Origin of the sequence: Sphingobacterium tabacisoli, assembly GCF_017908035.1 — a bacterium.
Lineage (GTDB): Bacteria > Bacteroidota > Bacteroidia > Sphingobacteriales > Sphingobacteriaceae > Sphingobacterium > Sphingobacterium tabacisoli.
Window position 1 is genome coordinate 1,165,455 of the sequence record NZ_JAEQMU010000001.1, and the last position, 25,840, is coordinate 1,191,294.

General features: G+C 42.6%; 18 protein-coding genes. 2 read left to right on the forward strand and 16 right to left on the reverse strand.

Features of this window, described 5'->3' with window-relative positions:
- Positions 1-77: 77 nt before the first annotated feature.
- Positions 78-425, forward strand: coding sequence for a winged helix-turn-helix transcriptional regulator (locus tag JKG64_RS04870; RefSeq protein ID WP_210353208.1), 348 nt, complete (start codon positions 78-80; stop codon positions 423-425).
- A gap of 20 nt (positions 426-445) precedes the next feature.
- Here JKG64_RS04870 and JKG64_RS04875 read toward each other — a convergent pair whose 3' ends face one another.
- The 7 genes from JKG64_RS04875 to JKG64_RS04905 all read right to left on the reverse strand — a co-directional run bounded on the left by JKG64_RS04875 (position 446) and on the right by JKG64_RS04905 (position 11,647).
- A complete protein-coding gene (locus JKG64_RS04875) occupies positions 446-2,134 on the reverse strand; it encodes a GMC oxidoreductase (RefSeq protein WP_210353209.1) in 1,689 nt (562 codons plus the stop codon).
- Between the two features lie 23 nt (positions 2,135-2,157).
- Entirely contained in the window at positions 2,158-3,144 is a 987-nt protein-coding gene (locus JKG64_RS04880) for a Gfo/Idh/MocA family protein (protein ID WP_210353210.1), read from the reverse strand.
- Between the two features lie 2 nt (positions 3,145-3,146).
- Positions 3,147-4,652: a Gfo/Idh/MocA family protein gene (locus tag JKG64_RS04885; RefSeq protein WP_210353211.1), complete on the reverse strand. Its 1,506-nt coding sequence runs from the start codon at positions 4,650-4,652 to the stop codon at positions 3,147-3,149.
- 2 nt (positions 4,653-4,654) lie between these two features.
- Positions 4,655-6,328, reverse strand: coding sequence for a RagB/SusD family nutrient uptake outer membrane protein (locus tag JKG64_RS04890; protein ID WP_210353212.1), 1,674 nt, complete (start codon positions 6,326-6,328; stop codon positions 4,655-4,657).
- Between the two features lie 2 nt (positions 6,329-6,330).
- Complete coding sequence (locus JKG64_RS04895) at positions 6,331-9,726, reverse strand: TonB-dependent receptor (protein ID WP_210353213.1); 3,396 nt, start codon at positions 9,724-9,726, stop codon at positions 6,331-6,333.
- Positions 9,727-9,795: 69 nt separating this feature from the next.
- Positions 9,796-10,983 (reverse strand): FecR family protein, encoded by a 1,188-nt coding sequence (locus tag JKG64_RS04900; RefSeq protein ID WP_210353214.1) that lies wholly within the window; start codon positions 10,981-10,983, stop codon positions 9,796-9,798.
- Positions 10,984-11,044: 61 nt separating this feature from the next.
- Complete coding sequence (locus JKG64_RS04905) at positions 11,045-11,647, reverse strand: RNA polymerase sigma factor (protein ID WP_210353215.1); 603 nt, start codon at positions 11,645-11,647, stop codon at positions 11,045-11,047.
- A gap of 204 nt (positions 11,648-11,851) precedes the next feature.
- Between JKG64_RS04905 and JKG64_RS04910 the strand changes: the two genes are divergently transcribed.
- Positions 11,852-12,679, forward strand: a complete 828-nt coding sequence (locus tag JKG64_RS04910; protein ID WP_210353216.1) for a DUF6929 family protein — start codon at positions 11,852-11,854, stop codon at positions 12,677-12,679.
- Between the two features lie 220 nt (positions 12,680-12,899).
- Here the strand turns inward: JKG64_RS04910 and JKG64_RS04915 are convergent, their stop codons facing one another.
- The 9 genes from JKG64_RS04915 to JKG64_RS04955 form a co-directional block, all read right to left on the reverse strand.
- Positions 12,900-15,599: a M14 family metallopeptidase gene (locus JKG64_RS04915; RefSeq protein WP_210353217.1), complete on the reverse strand. Its 2,700-nt coding sequence runs from the start codon at positions 15,597-15,599 to the stop codon at positions 12,900-12,902.
- A 94-nt stretch (positions 15,600-15,693) separates the two neighbouring features.
- A complete protein-coding gene (locus JKG64_RS04920; protein WP_210353218.1) occupies positions 15,694-17,301 on the reverse strand; it encodes a RagB/SusD family nutrient uptake outer membrane protein in 1,608 nt (535 codons plus the stop codon).
- A 12-nt stretch (positions 17,302-17,313) separates the two neighbouring features.
- A complete protein-coding gene (locus JKG64_RS04925) occupies positions 17,314-20,793 on the reverse strand; it encodes a SusC/RagA family TonB-linked outer membrane protein (protein ID WP_210353219.1) in 3,480 nt (1,159 codons plus the stop codon).
- 193 nt (positions 20,794-20,986) lie between these two features.
- Positions 20,987-22,075, reverse strand: a complete 1,089-nt coding sequence (locus tag JKG64_RS04930; RefSeq protein WP_210353220.1) for a FecR family protein — start codon at positions 22,073-22,075, stop codon at positions 20,987-20,989.
- Between the two features lie 77 nt (positions 22,076-22,152).
- On the reverse strand, positions 22,153-22,752 hold the full coding sequence (locus tag JKG64_RS04935; RefSeq protein WP_210353221.1) for an RNA polymerase sigma-70 factor: 600 nt from the start codon (positions 22,750-22,752) through the stop codon (positions 22,153-22,155).
- 303 nt (positions 22,753-23,055) lie between these two features.
- Positions 23,056-24,315 (reverse strand): WG repeat-containing protein, encoded by a 1,260-nt coding sequence (locus tag JKG64_RS04940; RefSeq protein ID WP_210353222.1) that lies wholly within the window; start codon positions 24,313-24,315, stop codon positions 23,056-23,058.
- 370 nt (positions 24,316-24,685) lie between these two features.
- Positions 24,686-24,898 (reverse strand): hypothetical protein, encoded by a 213-nt coding sequence (locus JKG64_RS04945; protein ID WP_210353223.1) that lies wholly within the window; start codon positions 24,896-24,898, stop codon positions 24,686-24,688.
- 20 nt (positions 24,899-24,918) lie between these two features.
- On the reverse strand, positions 24,919-25,506 hold the full coding sequence (locus JKG64_RS04950) for an RNA polymerase sigma factor (protein WP_210353224.1): 588 nt from the start codon (positions 25,504-25,506) through the stop codon (positions 24,919-24,921).
- The gene (locus JKG64_RS04955; protein WP_210353225.1) at positions 25,481-25,840 is read right to left on the reverse strand and encodes a hypothetical protein; all 360 of its coding nucleotides are present in this window, start codon (positions 25,838-25,840) and stop codon (positions 25,481-25,483) included. The genes JKG64_RS04950 and JKG64_RS04955 overlap by 26 nt, the downstream gene beginning before the upstream one ends.

Here is a 25,840-nt window from a genome sequence, read left to right on the forward strand (position 1 = left end):
TAAAAATGAGCTATCAAGTAGTTGTATATTGTGTACTTAGTATACTTTTTTGTACTAATGCTTGTTATGAATGACTTATGAGGGAAAAAAAAATCAATAAATATGAGAGCTGCTGTGACGTAAACGGTATTTTCAAGATAATCGGCGGAAAATGGAAGGCGCTAATTATAAAAGCTATTTCCGAAGATTGTCCAAAACGATTTGGGGAGCTACGACGTGATCTGGATACTATAGCACAGACGACATTGACGGTACAGCTTAGAGAGCTTGAGCGTGACGGCATAATATCTAGAAAGATCTATGCCGAGACTCCGCCTCGCGTAGAATACAAACTCTCAGAGTTGGGGCAAACGTTACTGCCAATCCTGGAGTTACTGGATGACTGGTGGGCTTTGTATAAGACGAGTAAAACGGATGCTATCTAATTAAACATCATTTCTCCCATTTATAAATTACCTTTCTCCAGTTCTGATACAGCAAATGATGCCGCTCTGGCTGTGAGGGCCATGAATGTCAACGAGGGATTCTGCGTACCGGTAGATGTCATACAAGCGCCATCAGTCACAAATACGTTCGGGCAGGTATGAACCTGATTCCATTTATTTAGGATAGATGTAGCTGGATCATGGCCCATTCGGGCTCCCCCCATTTCATGGATATCGAGTCCCGGATTCTGCATAGACCTATTTTGTTGGATGTTCTTAACTCCTGCTCGCTCTAACATAACCGTTCCTTGCTCTAGGAAATCTTCAAGACTTTTATGATCATTCTCTTGATAACCTACTGATGTGATAAGCTGGGGAATACCAAAATCATCCACAGCTGTATCGCTAAGCCTAACATGATTCTCTTCCTTAGGAATTGTTTCTCCCTGCATCATCATCGATACTTTCCACGGTCCTGGAATAGAAAGCGAGTCTTTGTAAGCCGCACCTACCCCTTCGGCCGCCTGTCCTCCTGCCACTCTATATGCAGAAAAGAAGGAAGCATAGCCCCGTAAAAAGTCGGTTTCCTGTCGGCTCACGTTCCGAAAGTTCGGTATAATGGGCTGTGTAGGCCGCTTACCATAATAGTACTTGTCTTCAAAACCGTCCACATCACCTGAGATACGTCCCATATAGTTGTGAAAAGCAACATATCGGCCCAACAATCCATTGTCATTGCCAAGACCATTGGGGAATCTTCTTGATTTTGAATTCAATAGAATCTGATTGGTTGCCAAGGCAGACGCATTGACAAATATAACAGATGCATAATACTCCAGCATCTCTTTACTTTGTCGGTCTATGACACGTACACCGACAGCCTTTGCCTTATTCTCATCGTAGATAATGGAATGTACAATAGAATCAGGTCGGAGTGTAAGATGTCCAGTTTTGGCTGCCCAAGGGATAGTAGATGCATTGGAACTAAAATAGCCTCCAAATGGACAGCCTCTATAGCATAAGGAACGTGCCATGCATTGGCTCCGTCCCTGTGCAATATGGACGGGCTGTGGTTTGGTAACGTGTGCACAACGGCCACTAATTACCTGCCTATCACTATAATGCGTATGGATACGCTGCTGAATCATCTTCTCCACACTGTTAAGTTCGAAAGGGGGCAGAAACTCACCATCCGGCATAGCAGGGTTACCTTCCTTCTTGCCAGAAACCCCAATGAACTTTTCAACATGGCTATACCAAGGTGCAATATCCCGATAACGGATCGGCCAATCTACAGCAAACCCATCGCGATCGGGCCCTTGGAAATCAAAGTCAGACCAGCGCTGTACCTGTCTGGCCCAGGTAAGAGACTTGCCCCCGACCTGATAACTACGTATCCAGTCGAAGGGCTGTTCTTGGATATAAGGTTGCTCCTTATCCTTGGTAAAAAAATGCATTGTATCTTCACCAAAGGCGTAACACTTGGATAGAATGGGGTTCTCCTGAGCCATCTCGAGTGGCACTCGGTTGCGATGGTCAAACTGCCAGATATCCTGGTATGCTGTCGGATAGTCTTTAATATGTTTGACATCTCGGCCCCGCTCCAAAAGGAGCGTCTTCACTCCTTGATCGCAAAACTCTTTTGCTGCCCATCCTCCTGAAATACCTGAGCCGATCACAATGGCCCCGAATTGCTCTTTTTCTATCATTAAATCCCTGTTATCACCTAAAGTTAAAGATTTTGTACTGTATCTAACAAAACCGTCCGCCCCGTCTTACTACTACGCTGCGCCGCCTCCATGAATTGAAATATTTCTATCGTCTCTGTCGCTGGTACCGGTGCTTTACCCGTATCGAAAAAGGTCAGTATCTCTGACACCAGAGGTCCATATCCAGAGAAAGGCCCCAACGGTGATATTCCAGTCTCGCCAAAGGCAATCCCCGCAATATTAGATGCTCCTTTCCGTATACCGCGCACGGTACCTGTACGTCCATCATACCACACCCCTATGACCTGCTCAAAGTCAGGATGGAATACCCGATATACCTCCTTGCAACCTACCCCCATAACGGTAAATAGCATCTCGATACCATGGATCATATACCAGGCCTGATCGATATGATGTGGTTCAATCTCAGCTGGGGTGTATACATCTGCACCTAGTACCTTGCCTATTTTACCTCCTCTAACCTCGCGTACCAATTGGTCGTAACGCAAGGAAGACGAAGAGAAAATCGGTACTTTATGCTGATGTGCCAATTCAAATATAGCTTTTACTTTCGATAAGTCTTCAGCCATAGGCTTATCGACAAATAGTGGCTTTCCGGCTTTGATGACCTGGGTAGCCTGATCTAAATGAACACGACCGTCATTGGACTCTAATAGTATGTAATCGACTTTTTGGAGCAGTGCAGCGATGGAGTCGACAATTTCGACTCCCATATCGCGCATGGCCTGTGTAATCCGTGGCTTCATCTCCAATGCCGAAGGGATATCCGGACTACCGTGCGGATAAGCTGCTACCACCCGATAGCCCCTATTGGAAAGACTGCCTTGATTAATATCTTTGGTAAACATCTCGCTGTGCGAAGTATCCAGTCCGATAACACCTATTCTCTTAAACGACTCGCCCGCTGTATGCGCGGACAAGCTATTGGACAATAGCATACCGCCGCCTACGAGTGATAACTGTGTGATAAATTGTCTTCTGCTATTCATAATTATTTCTTTTTGGGCATGGGTGGTAGAGAAAAACCATTATGGTAAGTGTGATTAACCCATTCGCGCGCAGCGTGCTGGGCGTTGACTTTTTGGTATTGCCTGTTGAATCTTGGATCACCATCGACCACTTCAAACTCATCTATGGACACAATCTTGATTTCGTCATTGGGCGAAATATTGGTAAACTCCATCTTCTCTCCATCCCATAATAACTCGCGATGCAGTCCCTGTAAACGTACCGCTAGCACGCCCATGACCACCATTTCGTTGAATGGGCCGGAGAAGCCGAAATGTGAACTAGATTCCTTGCGGTTTGCCTTGGACTCTTTGGCAGCTCGGATCCAGTCCTGCTCGTGTGCATTGGTATTCCATATATCGCCATTGCCTCCTGGAATCCGTGGAATCCAAGGTTTGGGCTTTTGAAAATGCTTCATATTTTCCACTGGCAATAAGGTCGGATTCATTCCGTAACAACCGGTCATAATTTTCCCTTTTTTGCCAACGAATATAATTCCTCCATTCTCATCGCCCATCATCATACCCGGTGCTAATTCGGAAGGTCTATCAGGAAGCAGTCCTCCGTCATACCAGTGTACAGTTACCTCTGGCATATTGACCTGCCCGACTTTAGGCCGTGCCGGGAATGTGTATTTGACCACCTCCGCATGTGGTGGCGAATAAAGGTTGCTCAGTGTGGAGCTTCCATTCACCTTGGTTGGATATTTTAAATTCAGTGCCCAATAGATAGGATCCATGATATGACAGGCCATATCGCCCAAGGCTCCTGTACCAAAGTCCCACCAACCGCGCCAATTCCATGGAGTATACACCGGATTATAATCACGCCGCTCTGCCGGCCCCAAAAACAGATTCCAATCCAAGGTATCAGGAACCGGAACACCTTGTTTCGGTTTCATCAATCCTTGTGGCCATATTGGCCGGTCAGTCCAACAGTGCACTTCATAGACTTCGCCTATGGCCCCAGACTGTATCCATTCGGCAATCTCCCGACACCAGTCGAAAGAATTGCCCTGATTGCCCATCTGGGTAGCGACACCATAGTTTTTGGCGAGTTCGGTCAATAGCCTCGACTCGTACACCGAGTGAGTCAACGGCTTCTGCGTATAACAGTGCTTACCCAGTGTAATCGCATGCGCCGTAACACCGGCATGTGTATGATCTGGCGTCGCAACCATCACTGCATCGATACTGTCTTTCATCTCGTCAAACATCACACGCCAATCTTTATATCGCTTGGCATTAGGATAGTCATCAAAAGTTTTTTGTGCATAACGCCAATCGACATCGCATAACGCAACTATATTTTCGGTCTTCATATTGGCCAGATTGCGACGGCCCATACCACCGACACCTATACCAGCAATATTCAAACGGTCACTGGGTGCTACATGACCAAATTTCTTGCCTAATACCGTATTGGAAACAATGGAAAAGCCTGTGATTAAAGCAGTATTCTTAATAAAATCTCTTCTTGAATTTTTCATTTCTACAAATAATTATCGTGTTGAACTAATACATTGTTGGACCGGTCAATTTCTACTTGAGGAATAGGGAAAGGCCAACTCTTGTCCGTTACATCCCGGCCCTTGTCTGCAAAACCATAAGTGGTATAGAATGTCTTCATTGTACTGACGTACGTACCCCACCGTATTAAATCATACAGACGGAAACCTTCTAAAGCCAATTCATTTCTTCGTTCTTTCTTAATGGCTGCCAATACATCATCAGAGCTGGTAATGGCATAGGTCGTGTTAAACTCCTGGTCCGTAATATCCTTGAGGTCTTTGGCGAATTGTCTGTAGACCGCTGGTCCATCTTTTTTGACGGTGGTTACAAATGCTCGACGACGGACCTGATTGAGCCTATCCAGCGCGGTCACGGTACTACCACCGGTTTTGACGGTAGCTTCGGCATTGATCAATAATACTTCGGCATATCTGATCCAATAAGGCTGCCAATTGCTACGCTGCAGGTCGTTATTCTGACGGTACTGCTGAGGGACGAATGCTTTTCTACTATGCTGTAAATTGAAATCGTTAAAATAGCCTTTGTAGTTATGAACTTCGTTACTGCCATTGGATGCTAAAAAGATATCTTCATGGCTAATAATAGTCAGCATCTTGCGTGGATCCCGACTATCGAAACTACTCGCCAAATCCCTTGTAGGGGTATTACCTCCCCAACCGCCGACGTTGTTACGTCCAACATTCATAATCGCGAATGCATCGCCCCCCATGCCAAAAGCGGGGTCATAATTGCGCAATACGCCAAAGAGGACTTCTTTGGAAAATGGACCTACTTTGTAGTCTCCACGATACAAGTCATTAAAATCGGGCAATAGGCTTAGGTTTCCATTAGTGATAACATCCTCCGTAGCTACCCGCGCCAACTCATAATCCGCTTTGGCATCGCCCTGCATCTGTGCATTCTCCATCAAACCGGCAAAAAACAATGCGGCTCTAGCTTTGATCGTCAAAGCGGCATCTTTGGATGCTCGTCCAGCCTCGGTAGCACTGGACATAGATGCCAATCTTGGTAAATGTGGCGAATTAATGGCTTCATCCAGATCGCTATAAATCTGCGTTCTCAGTTCCTCAATACTAGCTTTGGGCTTACGTACAGAAGGGTCTTCGACTGCAGTAATCAAGGGTACAGACTTGAATACAGTAACCAGATCCAGGTAATACCAAGCGCGCAAAAACTTCACCTCGGCGATGTAACGTGCCAAGGTTTCTGCTGATACTTTGACTCCGTTCTGCACGAGATTGGCTCCCTCTTTTTGATACCCTGCTAAAGCTTGATTACATTTGCCTATCCCCCGATAACGATTGGACCAGGTCTCATTAAGTAGTGCATTAGAACTCAATGGTCTACCGCGACCTACCTCGGTGGTCTGTGGCCTATCTCCCGGATCTGAACCTCCGGCATCAGCATTGTCTACACTCTCATCCATGATGGCGACTTTATTGACCGTATACCCCCATCCATCGGCCATAGGTTGATAACAGGAGGTCAGCATCTTCAGTCCTGCGCCATCGGTTTTGAAAAACTCCCCCTCGTCGAGTATACCGTATGGATCTCTATTCAAATAGTCTTTTTTGCAGGCTGATACACCTAATGCAGCTACTGCAGTCAGTATGATTAATCGGTTGAATTTCATAATTAAAAGCTTAAATTAACGCCAAACATCCATGATTTAGCCACTGGATAATAGCCTTGATCTACCCCCATGCTAAGTGGTGAATTACTTCCTATCTCAGGATCTAAACCCGTATATTTTGTAAAGGTGAATAGGTTGTACCCGCTCACCCAGAAACGTAGATTGTTCACACTACGTAATAAGTGTTTCGGAAGCGTATACCCCAGTTGTACGGATTTAATACGTAGGTATGATCCGTCCTCAACCAACCAATCGGAAATCTGCAAATTGCTCTGATTGGATGAACTGATTTTAAACTGACTATTGCTCGGATTATTCGGAGACCAAGCATCGGACATCAACTCCTTTGGTGCATTGTACCATCCAACACCTGATTTCATATCAATCTTGACAATATTCATAATGTCATTGCCAATCGCACCTTGTGCCAAAACCCTAAAGTCAAAATTCTTATAGGAAGCTCCAAGGTTTAATCCATAAGTCAGATCAGGGAACGGATCCCCGATATTGGTACGATCGCTGCTATTAATTACGCCATCCTTATTGATATCTACAAATCGTAGATCTCCCGGTACTGCTCCAGCCTGCACATAATTATCGATCTCGGCTTGGTTCTGGAAGATACCATCTGTCTTGAAGCCATAGTAGTAACCGATCGGCATGCCGACCTCTGTCAGTGTGGTTGTATAACTGATCCAGCCACCACCAGGAATAGGCTCACCACCGCCTAGAGACAATACCTTATTCTTGAGTGTAGCCGCATTTGCTGCAATGGAATAACCGAACTCACCGATCTTATTAGTATACTTCACAGCTAGTTCAAATCCCTTATTTTCCACCTTACCAGCATTGCTCCACGGACTGTTGCTATAGCCTAGATAATTGGGCAGAGGTACATTAAGCAGCATACCATCTGTTGTCTTTTTGTAGTAATCCAAGGTGACATCGAGTTTTCTATCGAGAAATGACAGGTCTAGTCCGACATCCATCTGTTCGGTCTTTTCCCATTTGATCGCCGCATTACCAATGGAGCTACTTCCTCCACTTAGCTGCGGGTTATACTGCCCAAAGTAGTAATATCCCTGATTGCCCGAATAAGTGGTTAGGTAGGCTCCCCGTCCGATATTCTGGTTACCGATACGGCCCCAGCTGGCACGGAGTTTACCACTCGACAACCAATTTAGATTACGAGCAAAGCCCTCTTCGCCAAAATTCCAACCTGCAGAAACAGATGGGAACGCCCCCCATTTGTTGTCTTTCCCAAAATTAGATGATCCATCATAACGGAAGTTGGCCGTGACCATATAGCGGTCTTTGTAGGAATAGAAAATACGTGAAAAATAGGAATTCAATGCGCTCTCCCATTTGGAACCCGATGCCTGAGGGTTGATACTCGCCGCGTCAATGATCCATTGGCTCTCCGCATTGGAAACCAATCCCTGCTTGGACGCTCCTGAGGACTCACTCTTCCATTGCTCGGCAGATGTACCAACCAAAGCTGTCACATAGTGATCCTCCCATCTCTTGTCTAGGCTGAGTACATTTTCCCATACGTAATAGTCGGTCTTGGAATTGGATACACCGACTGTGGCATCCGAATTAAACTGATTGCCATTTAGGTAGTACTTCGGGGTAAATGAGTTCGAAACTCCCGTAGATAGATCGACACCGATATTGCTTCTAAAACGTAACCAATCGGTCAGTTTAACATCGACACTTCCTCCTCCTTTTATAGCTTTTCCCTTCCATCGGTTATTCTTATAGATTTCCGTCTGCGCCACCGGGTTTTCTTTATTCGTCATCAATATAGGACTATACATCGACCATGGATTATTGGGATCTATCCGATCTAAGAACAGTCCTGCTTTTAGAAAATCAGGAATATCCTGTAGATTGTTTCGATAAACTGGGGAAATGGGATCCGCAACAAAGGCGATAAAAGCTGTATTGAACCCAGGGCTACCTTCTAAGACATTGCCTCGTCCCTCGGATACTACTCCGATATTGGCAGAAAACTTGAGCCAGCTTCTTAGATTGTGTTCAATGTTGGTCCTAAAGGATATCCGGTCATAGTTAGATCCCTGAATGATACCCTCTTGATCCAAATAATTTAAACTGGTACGATATGAAAGATTTTTCATCCCCCCCGATACGGCTATATCGTAATTCTGAATGACCGCATCTTTTTGATTGATTTCTTTCCACCAGTTAGTTCCTTCGGTAGAGCCAGTATTGGATTTTAGAAATTGGAGTACCTCCTTCTTGTTTTCTTCCGAAAAAAACGCGGGCAGACCGGCATTAGTATTCGCCAGGTTCTTATAATCCATGAATTCTGTAGCATTCATCATATCGTAGACTTTGACTGGATTCTGTAGTCCTAGATATGCATCGAAGTTAATAAGATTTGTCAGTTCATCGCCCGTCTGCGGACCTTTTTGTGTGGTAATCATGATAACCCCGTTTGCCGCTCTGGAACCATAGATGGCCGTTGCCGAAGCATCTTTTAACACCTCCATCGAAAGGATATCATTAGGATTGAGCCAACCAATATCCGACTGTGGTAAGCCATCCACCACGTACAGTGGATTATTATCATTGACCGTACCAATACCTCGGATACGGACTGCGGGTGGGGTACCAGGGCTACCACCTGTAGAGGTGATCTGTACGCCAGCAGCTTGCCCCTGTAGGGCTTCTGTAGCATTACGGACAGGCATACTCTTAAGGTCTTTACCACTGATCTGCTCGACCGACCCCGTCAGATCACGTTTACGTTGGGTTCCATATCCTACCACGACTACTTCATCCAATCCTTTGACGGACTCTTCTAGCACCACACTCAAAGCATCGTAATTCTGTACTTTAAATTGAGCACTTAAATATCCTATAATGGAGAAACTTAAGGACTGACCTATAGTCACTCTATCCAATGAAAAAGAACCTGCTTCATCTGTTGAAGTGGCGGCTGTAGAGCCAGATACTGTAATCGTAACTCCTGAAATGGGTAGGCCTTGGTTATTTTTGACCGTACCCGATATCTTCTGTTGCTGCACTCTCGTTGAGATATCTGCAACAGCTGATTTTTGTGTTTTATGTTTTATAAATATTGTTTTATCCCGAATTTCAAAACTTAATCCCAAGGGTTCGAAACATTTGGACAAAACAACCTCAAGATCTTTCTGTTCTACATTTACGTTTATTCTGTCAACGCTGTTCAATAGCTTTTGACTAACTAAATAGTCGTACCCCGTTTGCTTCTGAATCTGCGTCATTAATTCCTTTAGGTTTGCATTGGTTAGTTTCAAGGATACTTTCTGACTGTATCCGCGAGCGAACGCATGCATAAAGCCTATGGTTAGTATTAACATCAAAGTAATACTGATTCTATTTTTATACATAGCAATAGTTTATAGTTAGTTATTTTATTTTAGTACATAAATGGTTTTTTATTGTATTCTGGCTTTTCATTAATTCATAATCACGATCCTCCTTTCTTTAATAATAAACCGATGCGCGGATATGGTCTCCAGCTGCTTTAATATCCCTGATAATTGCTTTCCTTTGGATAATACGCCGGTATACCGTTCTTGGAGGGCGCTATGGTTGTCTATTCCTTCGATAGCATACCAGCGTCCCAGTTCTATTAATATCTCTTCTATAGTAAGATTGGAAAAGCGATACACATCAGATTGCCAGGATAACACATCTTGCAGATTGGCTGTGGCTACCGCTACCTCTCCCTTTTTGTTCACGACAGCTTGTTGTCCCGGAACAAGTCTACGCTGATTATTTTTGCTCTTAACGCGGACGCTACCTGAAACTAGTGTGGTTTCTGAAAAATCAACTTCGGGGTATGCGCGCATGTTAAACCGGGTGCCCAAAACTTCAATTTCTGTATTGTTTGATTTTACGACAAATGGTTTCCCGGGATTATGACTGACATCAAAAAAGGCTTCGCCATGTACCTCCACGACACGCTTATCGTCTGCAAATGTAGTCGGATAGACCAGAGAAGATGAGCTGCTAAGCCATACGGTTGTACCATCCGCAAGAATGATATTTGCCCGATCACCTCTATTGGTAAAAAAAGTGTGTTTAGCTTGATGTGAATATGCAGCATCGACAGATTCCAAACGGACGCCACCGTCCGCTAAAAATTTGTACCGGACACCTTCATGATCGATAAACTCTTTCTGTTGCTTACTAACGGTAACTACCTCACCATCAGCAAAACTTAAGTGCCCGCCGGCATCCGTCAAAATATCGATATCATCACCTTTGTCCTCTATAGAAGCGATCTTATCGCTGACTTGATCAGGTGAGATAAGCCCTATTTTCTGCCATGGCCTAAATAGCATCAATGTAAAGATAAGGACAGCGGCGGCACTGTAGTAGGTCCAACGCTTATAGGGGAACATCCTTTTTTCGGACTGTGCTATTTTATGTTGTATTTCCTTTAATACGCTTGCTTCGGCAAAGTTAACAGAACCGTCATACCAATCGTCCTGTTTGGGGATGCTCGCTTCAAATAGGGCCTCAACTTCATGAAAATCGGATTGTACAATCCAGTCAGAGAGTTCTTTGTACTCATCTTTTGAAATTGTCTTGTTGAGGTAACTCTGGACTAAATACGTTATTCGTTCGTTGGTATGCATATTGGGGTTCTACTATTTTTGGTTATTATATAGTGAGAACGCCGGAAGTCAACCGATAGGACTATATCAAATCCAAAATAAATTCAAATCCGATAAAAATGATGATACCAAGGAACTCATTTTCCTGTAGATACAAGCGGAGGCTCTTCATGGCCGCAACCATATGGTTCTTGACCGTATTGGGAGATATGGATAGTTTGGAGGCGATTTCGTAGTGGGTCAATCCATCAAACCGACTTAAATTGAAAATTTGCTTTTGAGTCGGTGTCAACTTATTTAAGGCCTTATCGAGATTCTCTTTAAGTTCGCGTAAGGCTATTTCTTCTTCCACAGGTTCACATTTTTCGTTGACTAGGCTCCAATGATACTGCTTATGTACCTCATAGCGCATAATAGACCGAAGTTTGGTCAATGCCTTTTGCTTTGTGATGATATACAGGAGCAACCAGATATCCTTGTCTTCGTTGATGTCTTCGCGCGTGGTCCAAAGGTGAATAAAGACCTCCTGTACTACATCTTCGCTCCAAGCTTCATCCTTTAAAATATAGAAAGCCAAGGAAAAAACCTTCTTTGCGTATTTAGAGTATAAGACAGTTAACGACTCTTGATCTGACTCTTTAAGTTGAAGAATAATGGTCTTCTCATAAGATTTAAAACTGTTCATCTCGAAATAGGTTATCTATTCAAATTTAGAAATATATGCTAATTTAATATAGTTTATTTCAAATAAACAACAATGTTCTCCTTCCTGTCAGTATAAGGAAGATTAATCCCTAGCCTTGAAGTGAAGGCAATAGGTATTTGAACTTTTTCGTAATTTAGGTCCATCGATGGTACTGTGGTCACTGAATATATACTATATTGAAACATGAAGTTTATTTTAGATTTTTTTATTCTTATAACGGGAGTATCTGCCGCTTCTGGTCTCTACTACCAAGACGACAGGCTTTTTATTGTATCGGACAACAGTAATTACCTATACGAGTATCAATTGCCCTCCCAAAATCTGGAAAAACACCTTCTTCTCGATATGGAGGTTCAGAACGAACAGGTTCAGAAAAAGATAAAACTCGATTTAGAGGCTATGACTTTTTATGAAGACAGTTTTTGGCTCTTTCCTTCAGGTTCGGCAAGCAATAGAACGCAATCATTCCGTTTCTTTCCACAAGACAATACTCCCCCGAACAAATCGGATCTGTCGGAATTCTATACAAACTTACAAGAGCAGTTACCCATTTCGGCGGCAGACTTTAATATAGAGGGCAGTTTATATTATCAAGATACATTGTTTTTATTCAATAGAGGGAACGGCCCGAATGCGAAAAACGGGATAATTAAAATCGATCTATCCCTAGGAGCAGAACCGACATTTCATCCTATTGCCCTACCTCATCTCAATGGGCAAATCAGTGGTTTCACGGACGCAGTCTTGGTTGATGATAAGATTTATTTCTTGGCTGCGGCCGAAAAGGGAGGCTCCAGCTACCATGATGGAGCTATAGGAGGATCGCAATTGGGAATCATCGATATTGCTACATTGAAGATAGCGCAAATAACAACTATTTCGGATAACCAGAAATTCGAAGGGATTACCCTCCATCGATCAACGGAAAAGGAATTAACTTTTTTACTATGTGAGGATCCCGATAACAATGAAAACAAGAGTACGATCTACCAACTGCGTCTTTCTAAGTAAACTGTTAAATACGTTATTTCCTAGTGGAGATTGTTAATAGGAAAATTTGAAGTTCTTTTTAGCAGAGGCGAAACAGCACTATACTTAAAAGCAACCCCAAAAAGAGAGGTACTTTGAAATGAGGTAACTCAGGTAATAAAAAAAACGCCTATCCAAATGGATAGGCGTTTTCTTCTGTACTGGTTAAACCATAAGTAGTATTTAACGTAATAACTACTTTTTAATTATACAATTGATTAAACAACAGCTTAAATGTACCATGACTCTGTGCACGGTTTGTAATTTCAGGACCAAATGCAAATAATTTGCCTTTGCCCAATAGAGCAACTAGACCTATAGATCCGCCTTTTAAGTATTGTTGACCATGCGCCCAACCACTTAATAGCGGCTTTTCGGTTTGGAAACTTCCTATAGCGTACAAGTCTTGCTTATTCTCCAACTTAAACACGGGACTATTATTGAAAACGATATTGATGTTAGGATCCAAACCATAGTTTTCGGCTAAAGAAACATCCAGACTTGCTTGGAGTATACTGGTAGGAATATAGTACTCAGCACTCGATAACGGATTGCTCCTTCCATCTTTCCCCTCGACAACCAATGGATCCGTAACGGGTAGATCAAAATGATAGACCAACTCTGACGAAGCTCCTACGGTAAGAATCTTGCCTCCTTTTTCTACATAGTTTTTTAGGGCTGGTATCGATTTTTCTTTTGAGACCTGGCCCAATAGGTACCTATACTCTTCAGGAACGAGATTTGTATCCGGCTGTCTGAATTTAGTCACTTTATCATTTCTATCCGGTATTCCCTGGCCAATGAATAGTAACATATCATATTTATCGATAGCCCCGTTATCGATATCCTGAGGATAAAAACAAGTGTATTCAAAGCCATATTGCTCCAATATCCAGCGTGTCCATCCAGAAGGCATAGAGCCACCGTAGTGATCAAACAAACCTATTTTTAGCGGTTTAAGTGCAGTTAGTTTTGTAGGCTTTTTAGTTGCTACCTGTACGCGCAATCCCGAGTTGCTTATTGCCTTCTGCAATCTATCCCTCATAGCAGCATCTACATAAAAATCTTTAGAGCCTTGATCCCGGTACACCTTAGTGCCGTTACTAAGCAATTGGTTTACGACCCAAAAGGCATCATTTGCTTTAGCATTAATGAGGTATCCGCCTTTACTATTAGGAAGTACATTTTTCTCTGCTAGGATCATCTCACCATATGGTAGCTTTTGGAATGGCCCTTCTACATCTTCATAGAAGCGATCGTAGTCTACGCCCATCTGCATCGCCAAGGTCCAACCCGCAGCATCATATGGCCGAATGGGAGGCCCTCCTTCATACTGCGTGTCATGAGGATGGTCCTGTGCTTCAAACATATCAATGACCTGTGGTCTGAAGGCCTGATTTGCTTTTACAATCAGGGAGTTTTTAGGATAACGTTTTCCATTATGCTGAAAATCCGCTGTAGCTTGATACGCATATACTCCAGACTTAATCAATGCATTGACAAACTTGATTGCAGTTCCGAAATCAGCCTGATCGGCGGAGAGGATATATACACGGGGATCTCTATTTTCTGGACGACGGAGTACGCTCTCAAAGTAAACACTCGGAATAGATGCAAATTTCGATTTACTACTACTTTCCTCTGTTTCTTTCTTCGCTTTAGTATCGGCCTCATAGGCTTCTTTCATCGCTTCTATATATTTTGGGGAAGCTGTCCAATAATCGGCATTTCCCCTCTCAATGGAATTCCGGCCCATTTTGTAGAAGTTGTACAAGAGCTTGTCCCCATTGCGGGCGGCGTAATCCAATATCCCCATATTCATCGAGACCGAATAATCTATAGACTGTCTAAAATGCCACTTTTGAGGTGTTATAGGATTAGGCAATCCATTTCTCGGGATCAGGCGTTCCGGTACCAGTTTGATTTCAGACGGTGTAGGATTACCTGTGGTTTCGGTCAGTATTCCTATCATGTTATGAAAATAGGGAGCTGTCCGCAGGCCACCATTCCACCAGGTAGAAAAAGTAGACTGATCCATCCGTGCATATCCAGGCTTATTTTCTTCATTCAATCGATTGATCATCGCAAAGCCAACACCATCTATTCCCGTGACGAGAAGAGGATCGTAAGCATAATTGAAAGGATCACGGTACGGAGGACCTGCCACTACAGTCCCAGCCGGTGAAGTCTGGTGATGGTTGTATACAATCTGCGGCAACCAATCGATATACATCACCTTTGCCAGGTTACTCGCCTCTTTCATATTAAACATATAAAAGTCGCGGTTATTGTCATGCCCTACATACTTTTGATAAAGCCTTGGGATAGACATATTCCTTTTATTAGCATCGGGATACTGCATATACCAATCGGCTAGCAGATCCTGGCCATCAGGGTTGACATGCCACATCAAGACAACCACCTTATCCAGGTAGTTTTGTATTTCCGCACTCTGACTAGATGCCAGTAGATAAAATGTCTCAATCAGCTGATGTGATCCCACCATTTCATTGGAATGCATACCACCATCTATCCACACGATGGGCTTACCCTCACCAGCCAGTTTCCTTGCCTCTTGATCAGTAAGCCCTTCTGCCCTGCCCAGCGACTGTGATATCTTACGGTATTTCTCTACATTAGCCAGGTTTTCTGGAGAAGAGATAACAAGAAGGTACTGTTTACGCCCTTCTTCAGTAATGCCAGCTTCCTGTATCAATACTCTATTAGACTCTTTGGCTACTTTTAGAAAATAGCTTTCCATCTGCCTGTAATTGGCGAGTTGATAATCATCGCCTATGGAAAAACCAAAATGGGATTTGGGAGTACTAATGTTTTGTGCATGTATATCCGAATTCCAAAAGGATAATGCGAGAGCAGCTAATATTATATTCTTAATCTTCATCTTGTATATATTTTTTGTCCGTTACCTGACCGATAGTCCTTTTGGCCTATCGATCAGGTAACAACAGTTTACATTATAGGCTTCTTCTGTAGGCCTATAACGGATTTTGTATACATAGTGGATTCAGTTCCACTTCTTTTTCAGGTAATACCCATTGCCATTCTTTGCTATCTGCCAGTCTGTAACGGTTTGGCTCACCGATTACCGTACCATTACCATACATATTAAAGTTAGATGCCAGTGGGTCTACATTGGTAGGCATAGTAGTCATACTGTTTGACCAATTGCCCTGATTGTAACCTGCACGTGGTTTAGGACCTCTATCCAACGCCATATTCAAGCGTTTTAGATCCAAAAAGCGGAAACCTTCTCCCCATAGTTCAACCCGACGCTGGAACATCACTTCATCAATTAGGTTCTCGCCTGTATTGGTCGTCTTCTGGTATTGCGGATCGCGATGACGCGCTAAGGTAAATAACGACTCAGCGGCCTGTGCATCATGTCCACCAGCTCGAGCGTACCCTTCAGCTGCAATCAACATCATCTCAGGCAGACGCATGAACGGGATATCCCTTTCGCCAATTGTTTGTGGATCCGAAACGAGGAATTTATTAGCCATATAATTCGCATACTTTGAGTTTGTAGAAGGCGGAACCAATGGACGCGGTGTGACAGATTTGTCAATAGCCTTTGGAAACCAGATGGATTTACGTACATCTGTAGCACTGATCCGATTATATAACAGGTTATAAATAGCCCTTGGAGTATTCTGATTATAACTGATATTCTCATTGGACATATATCCGTGAAAATGGGTCAAGCTTTTGCCCTGCGACAATAATGGTTTGGATCCCCATAACCACTCGCTATTCGACTGATCGGCAAATCTATTATCCAAAGTCTTGTACGTGTCAGCCTGAAGTTGAGCTCCTGATTTCTTGACGACCTGATCCGCCATTTCTGCAGCTTCCAGCCAGTGCCCCTGTGCTAGCAGTACACGAGCTTTTAGACCACGTGCTACATGTACGTTAATATGTGCTTTACTGGATCTTTTCACATCAGTCGCACTAAGGAGATTGATAGACTCATCTATATCGCTATTGACCTGTGCATATACCTCTTCTACACTTGCTCTTTTTCGAGGTTCGCTAGAGTTATCATTGCGAAGCACAATTCCCATCTGCGTATTCTCGCGACCAGATACATAGCGCTCTCCGTACATCTGTACCATTGTAAAATGAGCAAAGGCCCTATAGAACATAGCCTGTCCCTTGATGTTATTCTTCTCGCTCTGAGGACCGTCGATATTGTCAATACGATCTATAATCATATTAGCATTGGAAACAAAATACTGCATCAAGCGATAAAAGTGTTCAACACTACCTACCGTAGGTTTACGGTGGGTAGCCCATTGCGCCTGGGTCTGGAATTGCGCATTGGAATAGGTATATACCAGATCCTCGCCCATCACGTCATACCATATCATCAACATATCGTACCCTCCATAAAAGGCTGAAGTCGACAAATCCGGTGTCCACATCAACTTGTGCAATCCATTGACAGCCATCATCGCTGTCTTCGTGTTGGTGAAGATGGCTTCTTCATCCACGGTTTCGGTTGATTTGGTTTCAAGAAAATCCTTTTGACATCCCCAAAACACTATCGCTATTAAAGCTATTATTGGTAAGAATTTGCTGTTCATTTACTTTACAATTTAAAAAGTTAAATTCAGTCCAAGCGTAAATACCCTCGATGGTAGATATACGTCGACATTACTATTATATCCTGAAAAAATGGCTTTACGTGGGTACATCCCCTGACGTTTGGTAAGCAAAAACGCATTATCTGCAGAGAAATAGACACGTAGTCCACCTACATTATAAGGCTTCAGTAAGTCTTTAGGAAACTCATACGAAGCGGTAACATTTGCCAATTCCAACATATCCGAACTGATCAACCAACGTGTAGAAGAACCCGCATTCAGATCTACGTCCTGAGCATCATCTAGCCTCGGTACATTGGTAATGTCGCCCGGTTTCTGCCAACGGTCCAAAACATCAACGTGTCTTGTTGAGCCCGTTAATGCTGACCCCGATGGCCCTGTCATTAGGTTGTTGTACCCTGTGTCATACATTTTTCCACCCAGCTGGTAGTTGAACAGTAAATTCAATGCAACTCCCTTCCAAGCAAATCCAGTATTGAAACCACCAGAAACAGTAGGCATCGATACACCCGACCAATCATACATGGCTTCTGCCACTTTGGTCGTATAGTATTTACCATTGACATCTACAATAGAAGTCGATCGTTTGGCCGGATCAGCCTCTTCGAGAAAAGCATTAAGCACTTCCGCAGTAGGTGTATATATACTATTGCCCGTTGCAGGATCTACACCTGCCCACTGACGCAAGTAAAATTCGTACCGGGAATGTCCTTTTTCGATACGGTGCACTCCCGAATTGTAAGGATCAATAGGAAGCTCGGTAATTTTGTTTTTCAAGTAAGTAGCATTAAACCCTACATCCCATACAAAGCCATTACGCTTGATAAGCTGACCGTTAAGGGACAATTCTATGCCACGATTGTATAAACTACCTGCATTTTGATAAGCATAGGTTAGTCCTGCATCTGGTGCCTGTGGTACCTTGAACAGGAGATTGCTCGACTGTCTATTGAAATACTCAATAGTACCGGTCAAGCGGTTTTGAAACATACCGAACTCCAAACCGACATCGCTGGAATGCGAAACCTCCCATTGTAATGAACGGCTATTCAGCTCGCGGCCACGTACATAACCTGGTTCCAATCCATTATCAGCAGGCTCGTATGATGCCTGCCATGCGTAATAGGTGCCGATATCGTCGTTACCTACACCTCCATAAGAAGCACGTAACTTCAATAGATCAAAAAGACCTAAGTCTTTTATAAAAGCCTCCTGATCTAAACGCCACCCTGCTCCAACGGAAAAGAAAGTACCCCAGCGGTAATCTTTATAGAACCTGGACGTACCATCGCGACGAACAGATCCTGAAAGGAAATACTTATTAGCGTAATCATAGTTAACACGGGACAAATAACCCTCTGTACGGTACTTATCAGTTCTTGAATTTTGATCACCTGGTACAGAGTAATTAGGAAATTCGTAGTTACCATTGTCAAAACGCTGGTCTGACATCTTGCCCGAAAGATAATTGTATTCGTAATCGTAGCTTTCGTGTCCGATCAAGACATCAAGGTGATGCTGATCAAACTGCTTGGTATAAGAAAGAAGCTGATTGAATGTCCATGTTGTAGTAAACGAGTTGGATTTGCTGATATTTCCATTGTTTTGCTTTTCCGGGTACACGATAGAAGCTGAAGAGTTAAGGCGCGCATCAGCGCTCACAGCACCATTTGTCGTGAACTTAAGTCCGTCCATGATATCGATTTCTGCGTATAACTTGGCATTCAACAGATTGCGTTTGTAACCATCGTGGACATTCTGCAATTCCAATACAGGATTAGAACCACCGACATAGTCCCGACTCGGAGCAGATAGATCATCTGAAATCTGATAACCTGTACCGAAATCATACACGCGATTACCTCTGCTATCCAATACATAATCCTTGGTTATTGGATTATGGATATGAATCGGATATATCGGCCCTATATAGCGTACATAACGAAAGGGATTACTATTGTTTCCAGAGCTCTCATTCTGTAAACCATCCATTTTGTTGAGTACCCCATTGATCATCCCGCCAACCTTTAAAAAGGAGGTGATTTTAGAATTAATATTTCCATTGATCGTATAGCGATCGAATTTAGATCCGATGATGTATCCCTTCTCTGATAGGTAACCTGTGGAAAGGTAGTAATCAGACTTGCCAGTACCACCGCTTATATTGAGTCCAGCATCTGTACGTGTACCTAGACGCTGAATCGCTTTGAGCCAATCCGTATCATCGCCCCACATAAAGCTTGCATTAGGGTTCAATTTTCCGGAAGCATCGACAACCTGATCATCGGGTACATTAAATGGATTGTACTTCAGGTTATTGCTGATTAAGTTTTCGGCAGCAGACTTATTCGCGTCCTCAAGCGTCATACCATTCTTTAATAGCATATTACGCGTACTTTCCCAATTGACCAGGAGATAGTCCGCTACACCTAATTTCTTGTAGTCACTGCTCTGCGGTGCAGTAAATCCTTGATTCAACTTAAAACCAACGCTTTGCTTGTCTTTTTTCCCTCCTTTTGTCTGGATAAGGATCACCCCGTTTGCTCCTCTTGCCCCGTATAAAGCGGCAGAAGATGCATCCTTCAATACAGTCAGGCTTTCGATATCCGAAGGATTGATTGTATTAAGCGGATTATCATAAGGCATACCATTCAATACAATCAGTGGTGTAGAATTCACACTGGAAGAAATGGTACCTATCCCCCGGATGTGGATAGTCGGATCAGACCCAGGCTGCCCGCTAGCCGTAGAAACCTGTACTCCTGATACTTCCCCCAAAAGAGAGTTTGTGACAGAAGTCAATGGTCTATCTTTAAATTTATCTCCATTCAACTGCGTAGCCGATCCCGTAAAGGCACTCTTCTTTGCGGTACCATAAGCAACGACGACTACTTCATCCAGATCGTCTACTTTTGGTTGCAGTTTGACAGCATAATCTTTTTGCGTAGTGACGGATATACGTTGCGGTTCATAGCCTACAAAACTAATCAACAATACATCTCCATTTTTGGCCTGTATTGTAAATTCACCGGCATTATTGGTGGAGGTCGTCTCACCCTGTATATTCTGTACAGTCACACCGGCCAAATGCTCGCCTCCCTCTCCTGTCACTCGGCCACGGATGGCTGTCTGTTGTTGCTCTACAGACTTGGTCGTAGATACAACCTTATCACTTGCTTTTTCTACGATAATGCGTTTACCACGGATTGCATAGCTCAGGTCCGTATTTTCAAAAGTCTTCTTTAACGCGTCATGTAAAGAAATATCGTTCAGATCTAAAGAAATCTTGCGAACGTTTTTTATATCATTTTCTAAGTACAGGAAATGATAACCTGATTGTTTACTGATGCTCGAGAAAGCATCTTTTAAGCTCCTGTCTTTCAGCGTCAAATTTATGTTCTGCGAATAAACAAAAGCATTTACCTGGCTACTACATAGCAGTAACGCGGCAACGGTCAATTTTAACATCATAATAGGCCTTGTCAATCTATAATTATTACAACGGGAATTTGAAATATATCTTTTATACATTCGTTGTTAGGTTTTGATGGTTAGTTAATGATTTGTTTTTTAACATATATGGAACCGACTCCTACGGTTTTCTAGGCTAGGGAAGCATTGGTCACACTTCTATCTCACGGTTCTAAAGGTATTTTTTAGTAGCTTATCGAACGATACGCACCTCCTTTCCTTGGATCTCAAATTTTACTCCACTTAGGATCGACAGATCCTCCAACAGCTCGTCCAATGGCAATCCTGTCGGGAAAGTACCCCCAATGCGTTTGCTACCAAAGTTTACATCCGAAGTCACTGTTATATTGTACCATCTAGATACCATTTTCATGACATCTAACAACTCTAAATTGTCAAAGGTAAAATAACCGTCTTTCCAGGAGGTCAACTGATTAATATCAAATTTTTGGCGTTTGATTTCGTCTTTTTCTGTATCCGCTATAAGTTCTATCCCGGGTGTCAGCTTATGCGCTTTCTCATCCATATAAAAATTCACTCCCCCTTGGACCAGAGAAGTACGGATAAGTTTTTGTTCGCTATAAGCCTGCACATTGAATTTTGTACCGGTCACTTCTATTTCCCCCTTGCCTGCAAAGACGCGGAAAGGCTTGGCTGTATTATGCACAATATCAAAATAGCCTTCACCCTCTAGATAAACGTGACGATGTTTTCCTGTAAAGGTTTGCGGAAATCGTAGTACAGAGCCCGCATTTAACCAGATAGACGATCCATCAGCCAATATCACCTCTTGATGCTGTCTACTAGGCACCTGTATCGTCAACCATACCTCAGTCGCTCTATCTCCTTCGCCCTGCTGTATCAAGGCTTTAAGATCTGCTGCCGAAAGTGTTCCTTCAAGAGTTTGTATTTCGCCATTCGGCAAGGTAATCGTCACTTTATCGCTACTGTAATCTTTTGCTTCAGCGATCACATAGCTTGGATCCTCAGGTGTTGATTTCTCCGTGTTAAAAAACCAAATACCTACAACCAATAGCATTGCAACTGCAGCAGAGGCACCCCAGCGTATCCAACGTACACGTGCTGACCGATGTCCTTGCAGCATAGGTAATCCTGCCTTGATGACCTTTGCCGTTCGGTTCTTATGTTGCTCATCCTCCCACTGCCAATCGCTAACAATAGGATTTTTGAGGATATAGCGTTCGATACGCCTACATTCTTCCTGCGAGCATAGCCCTTTGCTATACCTATCCAGTAATTCCTTAATATCCTCTTTGTTCATAATATAGGGTTTTATCTGAGTCTATATTATAAAGAGTAAGGCCGAGAGCCAAAGTAGTAGGTGAATTTGAAATTATTTTATTTAACGACTTTTTGTAATATGTCAAAAAGCAATATCAGCATCAGATAAGGGATGTAATCTTTATCGATTTTGACTTTAAGTATCTTGAGAGCATTGTTTATCTGCTTCTTCACCGTTTTATCAGAGATATTCAGACGTTGCGCAATCTCCAGGTAAGAAAGGTTGGATTTTCTGCTCAACAGGAATACCTCTTTCATCTTTTCAGGCAACTGCTCTATATGGCTTTCCAAGATTGTATTCAGTTCTTTAAAATCGACCTGCTGCTCGGTAACAAAAAGAGATGTATCATATTGGGATGCATAATATCCACGGTATTGCTCGCTTTTAAGGCGTTCTTTCAAGCGCTTAAATGCCAGATTACGCGCCATAATGAAGAGAAAAGATTTAAGTGACTTAATTTGCGGAATACGCTCGCGGATAGCCCATAGGTCAACAAAAGTCTGTTGTACGACATCTACAGCATCATCTTCGTCCGGTAGAATCCGGACGACTTGTTTGAAAAGTTTCTCCCAATATTCGTCATACAAGACCTCGAAACCCTCCCGCTCTACAACTTCTTCAGCCTTCAATTTGAATAAAGATACAACAGTTCCCATGTCTTGATTTCGGTGCTATTTGATATGGCAGTTCGTACTTTTGATTCGCAATTTTACAAAAGATTAATAACTATTCAAAACCTCAGCATGGTTACCTCTTTTTGAAAAAAAGATAAGTATATTGTAATTCAATCGGTTCCAAAACAGAAGCACAACTATGCTTTTCGGTTCTTTAATAAATAGAACTTGAACCTAGCTACACGAAGCTTCATACATAACAAAGGTGCCATCTAGACCATTGCACGCTAAGGATATCAAAAAATATTCAATCGGACGCGACTATCCACTAACCTCGATATCACGCTAGGATAGGTCCATGACCATCACTGGTCTCTCCTCATGTAGCAATTCACAGATGATTTTACCAGATTGATCCATAAGAAATGTTTTGCCATCAAATTCTACGACAAACTTACCGTCGGGCTCTATGCTAGCCCTATAGTACTTGTTCTCCAATATGAGCTCCCCTTTCTTATTAATAATTCCCCACAGGTCGCTAGTATAGTGTGCACCAGAGGAGTAGCTTCGTTTTCCATAACCTGCGTATCCATTATAGAACCCTTCCATCACTCCTACGAATTTAAAATCAATCACTGTATTTCCTTTCTTATCAATAAATCCCCAATATCCATCTTTCAATACTGGTGCCAATCCTTCAGAAAAACTTCGAGCAGCATCATAAATCAAAGGAATAACCAATTTGCCCCGTCGATCAACAAAACCATTCTTCCCTCCTTTCTCTACCAAAAATAGTCCTTCGGAAATCCGCTCAACGTTATCATAGCCACCTGTAATAATAGGTTTTCCCTTCTTGTCCCAAACCAACTCTTCTCCGCCATCACGTTCTATTCCATACACAAACCCATCTTCTGCTGCATAAAGATATCTATAGAGAGGCTCCACCAACACTTTCTGCTTCAGGTCCATTAATCCATATTTTGCATTATTCTCCATGGAATAAGTCAAAGAAACCCCATTGAGACAATTGCCTAGTTCTAGGTATCTAAAATCCAACAAGATATGGCCATCAGAATTAATAAGTCCACGGAGCCCGTTCTTTTTGGCGACAGCATTCCCTTGTTCAAAACTGAAAATATTATCATAGTCAAATGGCAAAACCCGTCTTCCCTTGAAGTCAATTAGTCCTTCTTTATCATTCTTTGCTGCAACAAAAACATTAGCCTTGTCCGAGACGCGATCAAGACTGGTATATTCTAACGGCAAAAGATAATTCCCTTGCCTATCAATAACACCAAATCTATCGCCTATACAGACGATAGCACTACCGTCTTTGAATTTTTCAGCATAGTCATACCGGAATGGGAGGACTTCTTTACCTAGCGTGTCGATAAACAGATATTCCTCCTCCAATTTTACGAGAATCGTTCCTTCTGAATAACCACCTATATAACTATAAATACGCTCCGTCAAAGGGACACCATCCTTATTTAAAAGCCCCATCTTCTCATTTGAGCCATAGCTGTAATAGCGAAACTCTTCTTGGGCAAAGGATTGCAAACTACATAGTATCCCTATGAATAAAGTCACCAAAAATCTAAACATGTCAACCTAATTAAAAGCGAAAAATAATGACTTATTTTCATAATGCCAACAAATTCACTTTATCCAGAATTAGATTTTATTTCTTGTAGAGACAGACCTACAACCTTAACACTCTTAATGCATCCCCCAACTATTTGAAGGCATGAATGAACTGATCCAATTGCCCTGTTTATAGAAAAACAGCAAAACAAAAGCACCTAAAGTAAATATTTAGTTTAAACAAAAAATAATTACACAAAAACTACACATAAAACTTATTAGCAACTCAAAATCAACACTATTTAACTTTAAAGAAAATCAACTTAAATACAGATTATGATTTTCATAACGCTTCAAAATCAACTATCTCGAACGAAGATCAGTAGTATCCTCAGTAAGGTAGTTCTTCGCAATGATAGCCCGCATCGGACAAAAACCGAACTATCGATTCGGCCCTCAATGTCGGCGTGTCTACGCGAAATATATTGTCACAATCTTCGAGATCAAAATTCCATCTCGCATCAGGAAGTTTCTCTTCTAGATAGGGTTTTAGCTGTTCAATATCCTGGTCCGTCTGAACGGAGGTAGCAAATACATAAATCATAATAAGTGGGTATTTTGTAGTTAGTAAAACATGATATCTTTATACAAAGTATAGAGTTGCTTGCGCAAATATTTAACAGCATAGTGCTTTCTGGACAACAACGTATTAAGTGGAATGTTTAAACTCAATGCCACTTCCTTTACAGGCAATCCATCTATTTCCGTCAGTTCGAAAGCCTCCCGTTGTTCCTTAGGCAAACTAGAAAGCCCTGCCTCTAACTCTTTCCAAACTAGCGAACGTAAATAGACCATCTCTGGAGTGGGACTAGGGGCACCGAATAAAATTTCAGATAGCTCTTCAAGAACCAAACCTTCATCATCGGACGAAAGTGAAGGCATTTCTACCTCCCTCTTCTTCTTACCCCGATTTATAATCGTATTACGCGCCACACGATAGAGCCAGGCGCTGACCTGCTCTATGGGAGTAAGATTTTTATCAATAGTCTTCACCAATTGATAAAAAACATCCTGAAGGATATCCTCAGCATCCTCTATATTAGAGACACGCTTGCGGATAAAGGACTGTAGCATGGGTTGCTGCTCGCGTACAAGCTGCTCCACATTGATGGATTCCCGCGCACTATCAATCTTCTCTGTTGAGTCCTTCATCCTGTACAGTATCAAAACGGTCCTTTTCGAAAGAGCCAAAACCAAATTTACGTCGCTTACAAATAAATTCCTTTCGTTGCTCAGCCGTCATACGAGCCCATTTCTCTGACATTGGCCCGTTCTTCATCGGATTAAAGCCTTTGCCCCGACCTCCTCCAAAACGACCAAAGAGAAGGCGAACCAAAACAAATAGACCTAATGCCTGCCAAAAAGTAAGTGTAGTTAGCCCAAAAATATCTGGAATAAGTAAATTCCATAACACCATAATGATACCGCTCAGACCAGCGATACAGGCTATAGCCAATAAGGCACATTTTAGTTTTCTTAATTTCAT

Excerpts from the sequence above, each read along its gene's own strand:
- JKG64_RS04870 (WP_210353208.1), top strand. The coding sequence starts at position 78 with ATGAGGGAAAAAAAAATCAATAAATATGAGAGCTGCTGTGACGTAAAC.
- JKG64_RS04875 (WP_210353209.1), bottom strand. The coding sequence starts at position 2,134 with ATGATAGAAAAAGAGCAATTCGGGGCCATTGTGATCGGCTCAGGTATT.
- JKG64_RS04880 (WP_210353210.1), bottom strand. The coding sequence starts at position 3,144 with ATGAATAGCAGAAGACAATTTATCACACAGTTATCACTCGTAGGCGGC.
- JKG64_RS04885 (WP_210353211.1), bottom strand. The coding sequence starts at position 4,652 with ATGAAAAATTCAAGAAGAGATTTTATTAAGAATACTGCTTTAATCACA.
- JKG64_RS04890 (WP_210353212.1), bottom strand. The coding sequence starts at position 6,328 with ATGAAATTCAACCGATTAATCATACTGACTGCAGTAGCTGCATTAGGT.
- JKG64_RS04895 (WP_210353213.1), bottom strand. The coding sequence starts at position 9,726 with ATGTATAAAAATAGAATCAGTATTACTTTGATGTTAATACTAACCATA.
- JKG64_RS04900 (WP_210353214.1), bottom strand. The coding sequence starts at position 10,983 with ATGCATACCAACGAACGAATAACGTATTTAGTCCAGAGTTACCTCAAC.
- JKG64_RS04905 (WP_210353215.1), bottom strand. The coding sequence starts at position 11,647 with ATGAACAGTTTTAAATCTTATGAGAAGACCATTATTCTTCAACTTAAA.
- JKG64_RS04910 (WP_210353216.1), top strand. The coding sequence starts at position 11,852 with ATGAAGTTTATTTTAGATTTTTTTATTCTTATAACGGGAGTATCTGCC.
- JKG64_RS04915 (WP_210353217.1), bottom strand. The coding sequence starts at position 15,599 with ATGAAGATTAAGAATATAATATTAGCTGCTCTCGCATTATCCTTTTGG.
- JKG64_RS04920 (WP_210353218.1), bottom strand. The coding sequence starts at position 17,301 with ATGAACAGCAAATTCTTACCAATAATAGCTTTAATAGCGATAGTGTTT.
- JKG64_RS04925 (WP_210353219.1), bottom strand. The coding sequence starts at position 20,793 with ATGATGTTAAAATTGACCGTTGCCGCGTTACTGCTATGTAGTAGCCAG.
- JKG64_RS04930 (WP_210353220.1), bottom strand. The coding sequence starts at position 22,075 with ATGAACAAAGAGGATATTAAGGAATTACTGGATAGGTATAGCAAAGGG.
- JKG64_RS04935 (WP_210353221.1), bottom strand. The coding sequence starts at position 22,752 with ATGGGAACTGTTGTATCTTTATTCAAATTGAAGGCTGAAGAAGTTGTA.
- JKG64_RS04940 (WP_210353222.1), bottom strand. The coding sequence starts at position 24,315 with ATGTTTAGATTTTTGGTGACTTTATTCATAGGGATACTATGTAGTTTG.
- JKG64_RS04945 (WP_210353223.1), bottom strand. The coding sequence starts at position 24,898 with ATGATTTATGTATTTGCTACCTCCGTTCAGACGGACCAGGATATTGAA.
- JKG64_RS04950 (WP_210353224.1), bottom strand. The coding sequence starts at position 25,506 with ATGAAGGACTCAACAGAGAAGATTGATAGTGCGCGGGAATCCATCAAT.
- JKG64_RS04955 (WP_210353225.1), bottom strand. The coding sequence starts at position 25,840 with ATGAAATTAAGAAAACTAAAATGTGCCTTATTGGCTATAGCCTGTATC.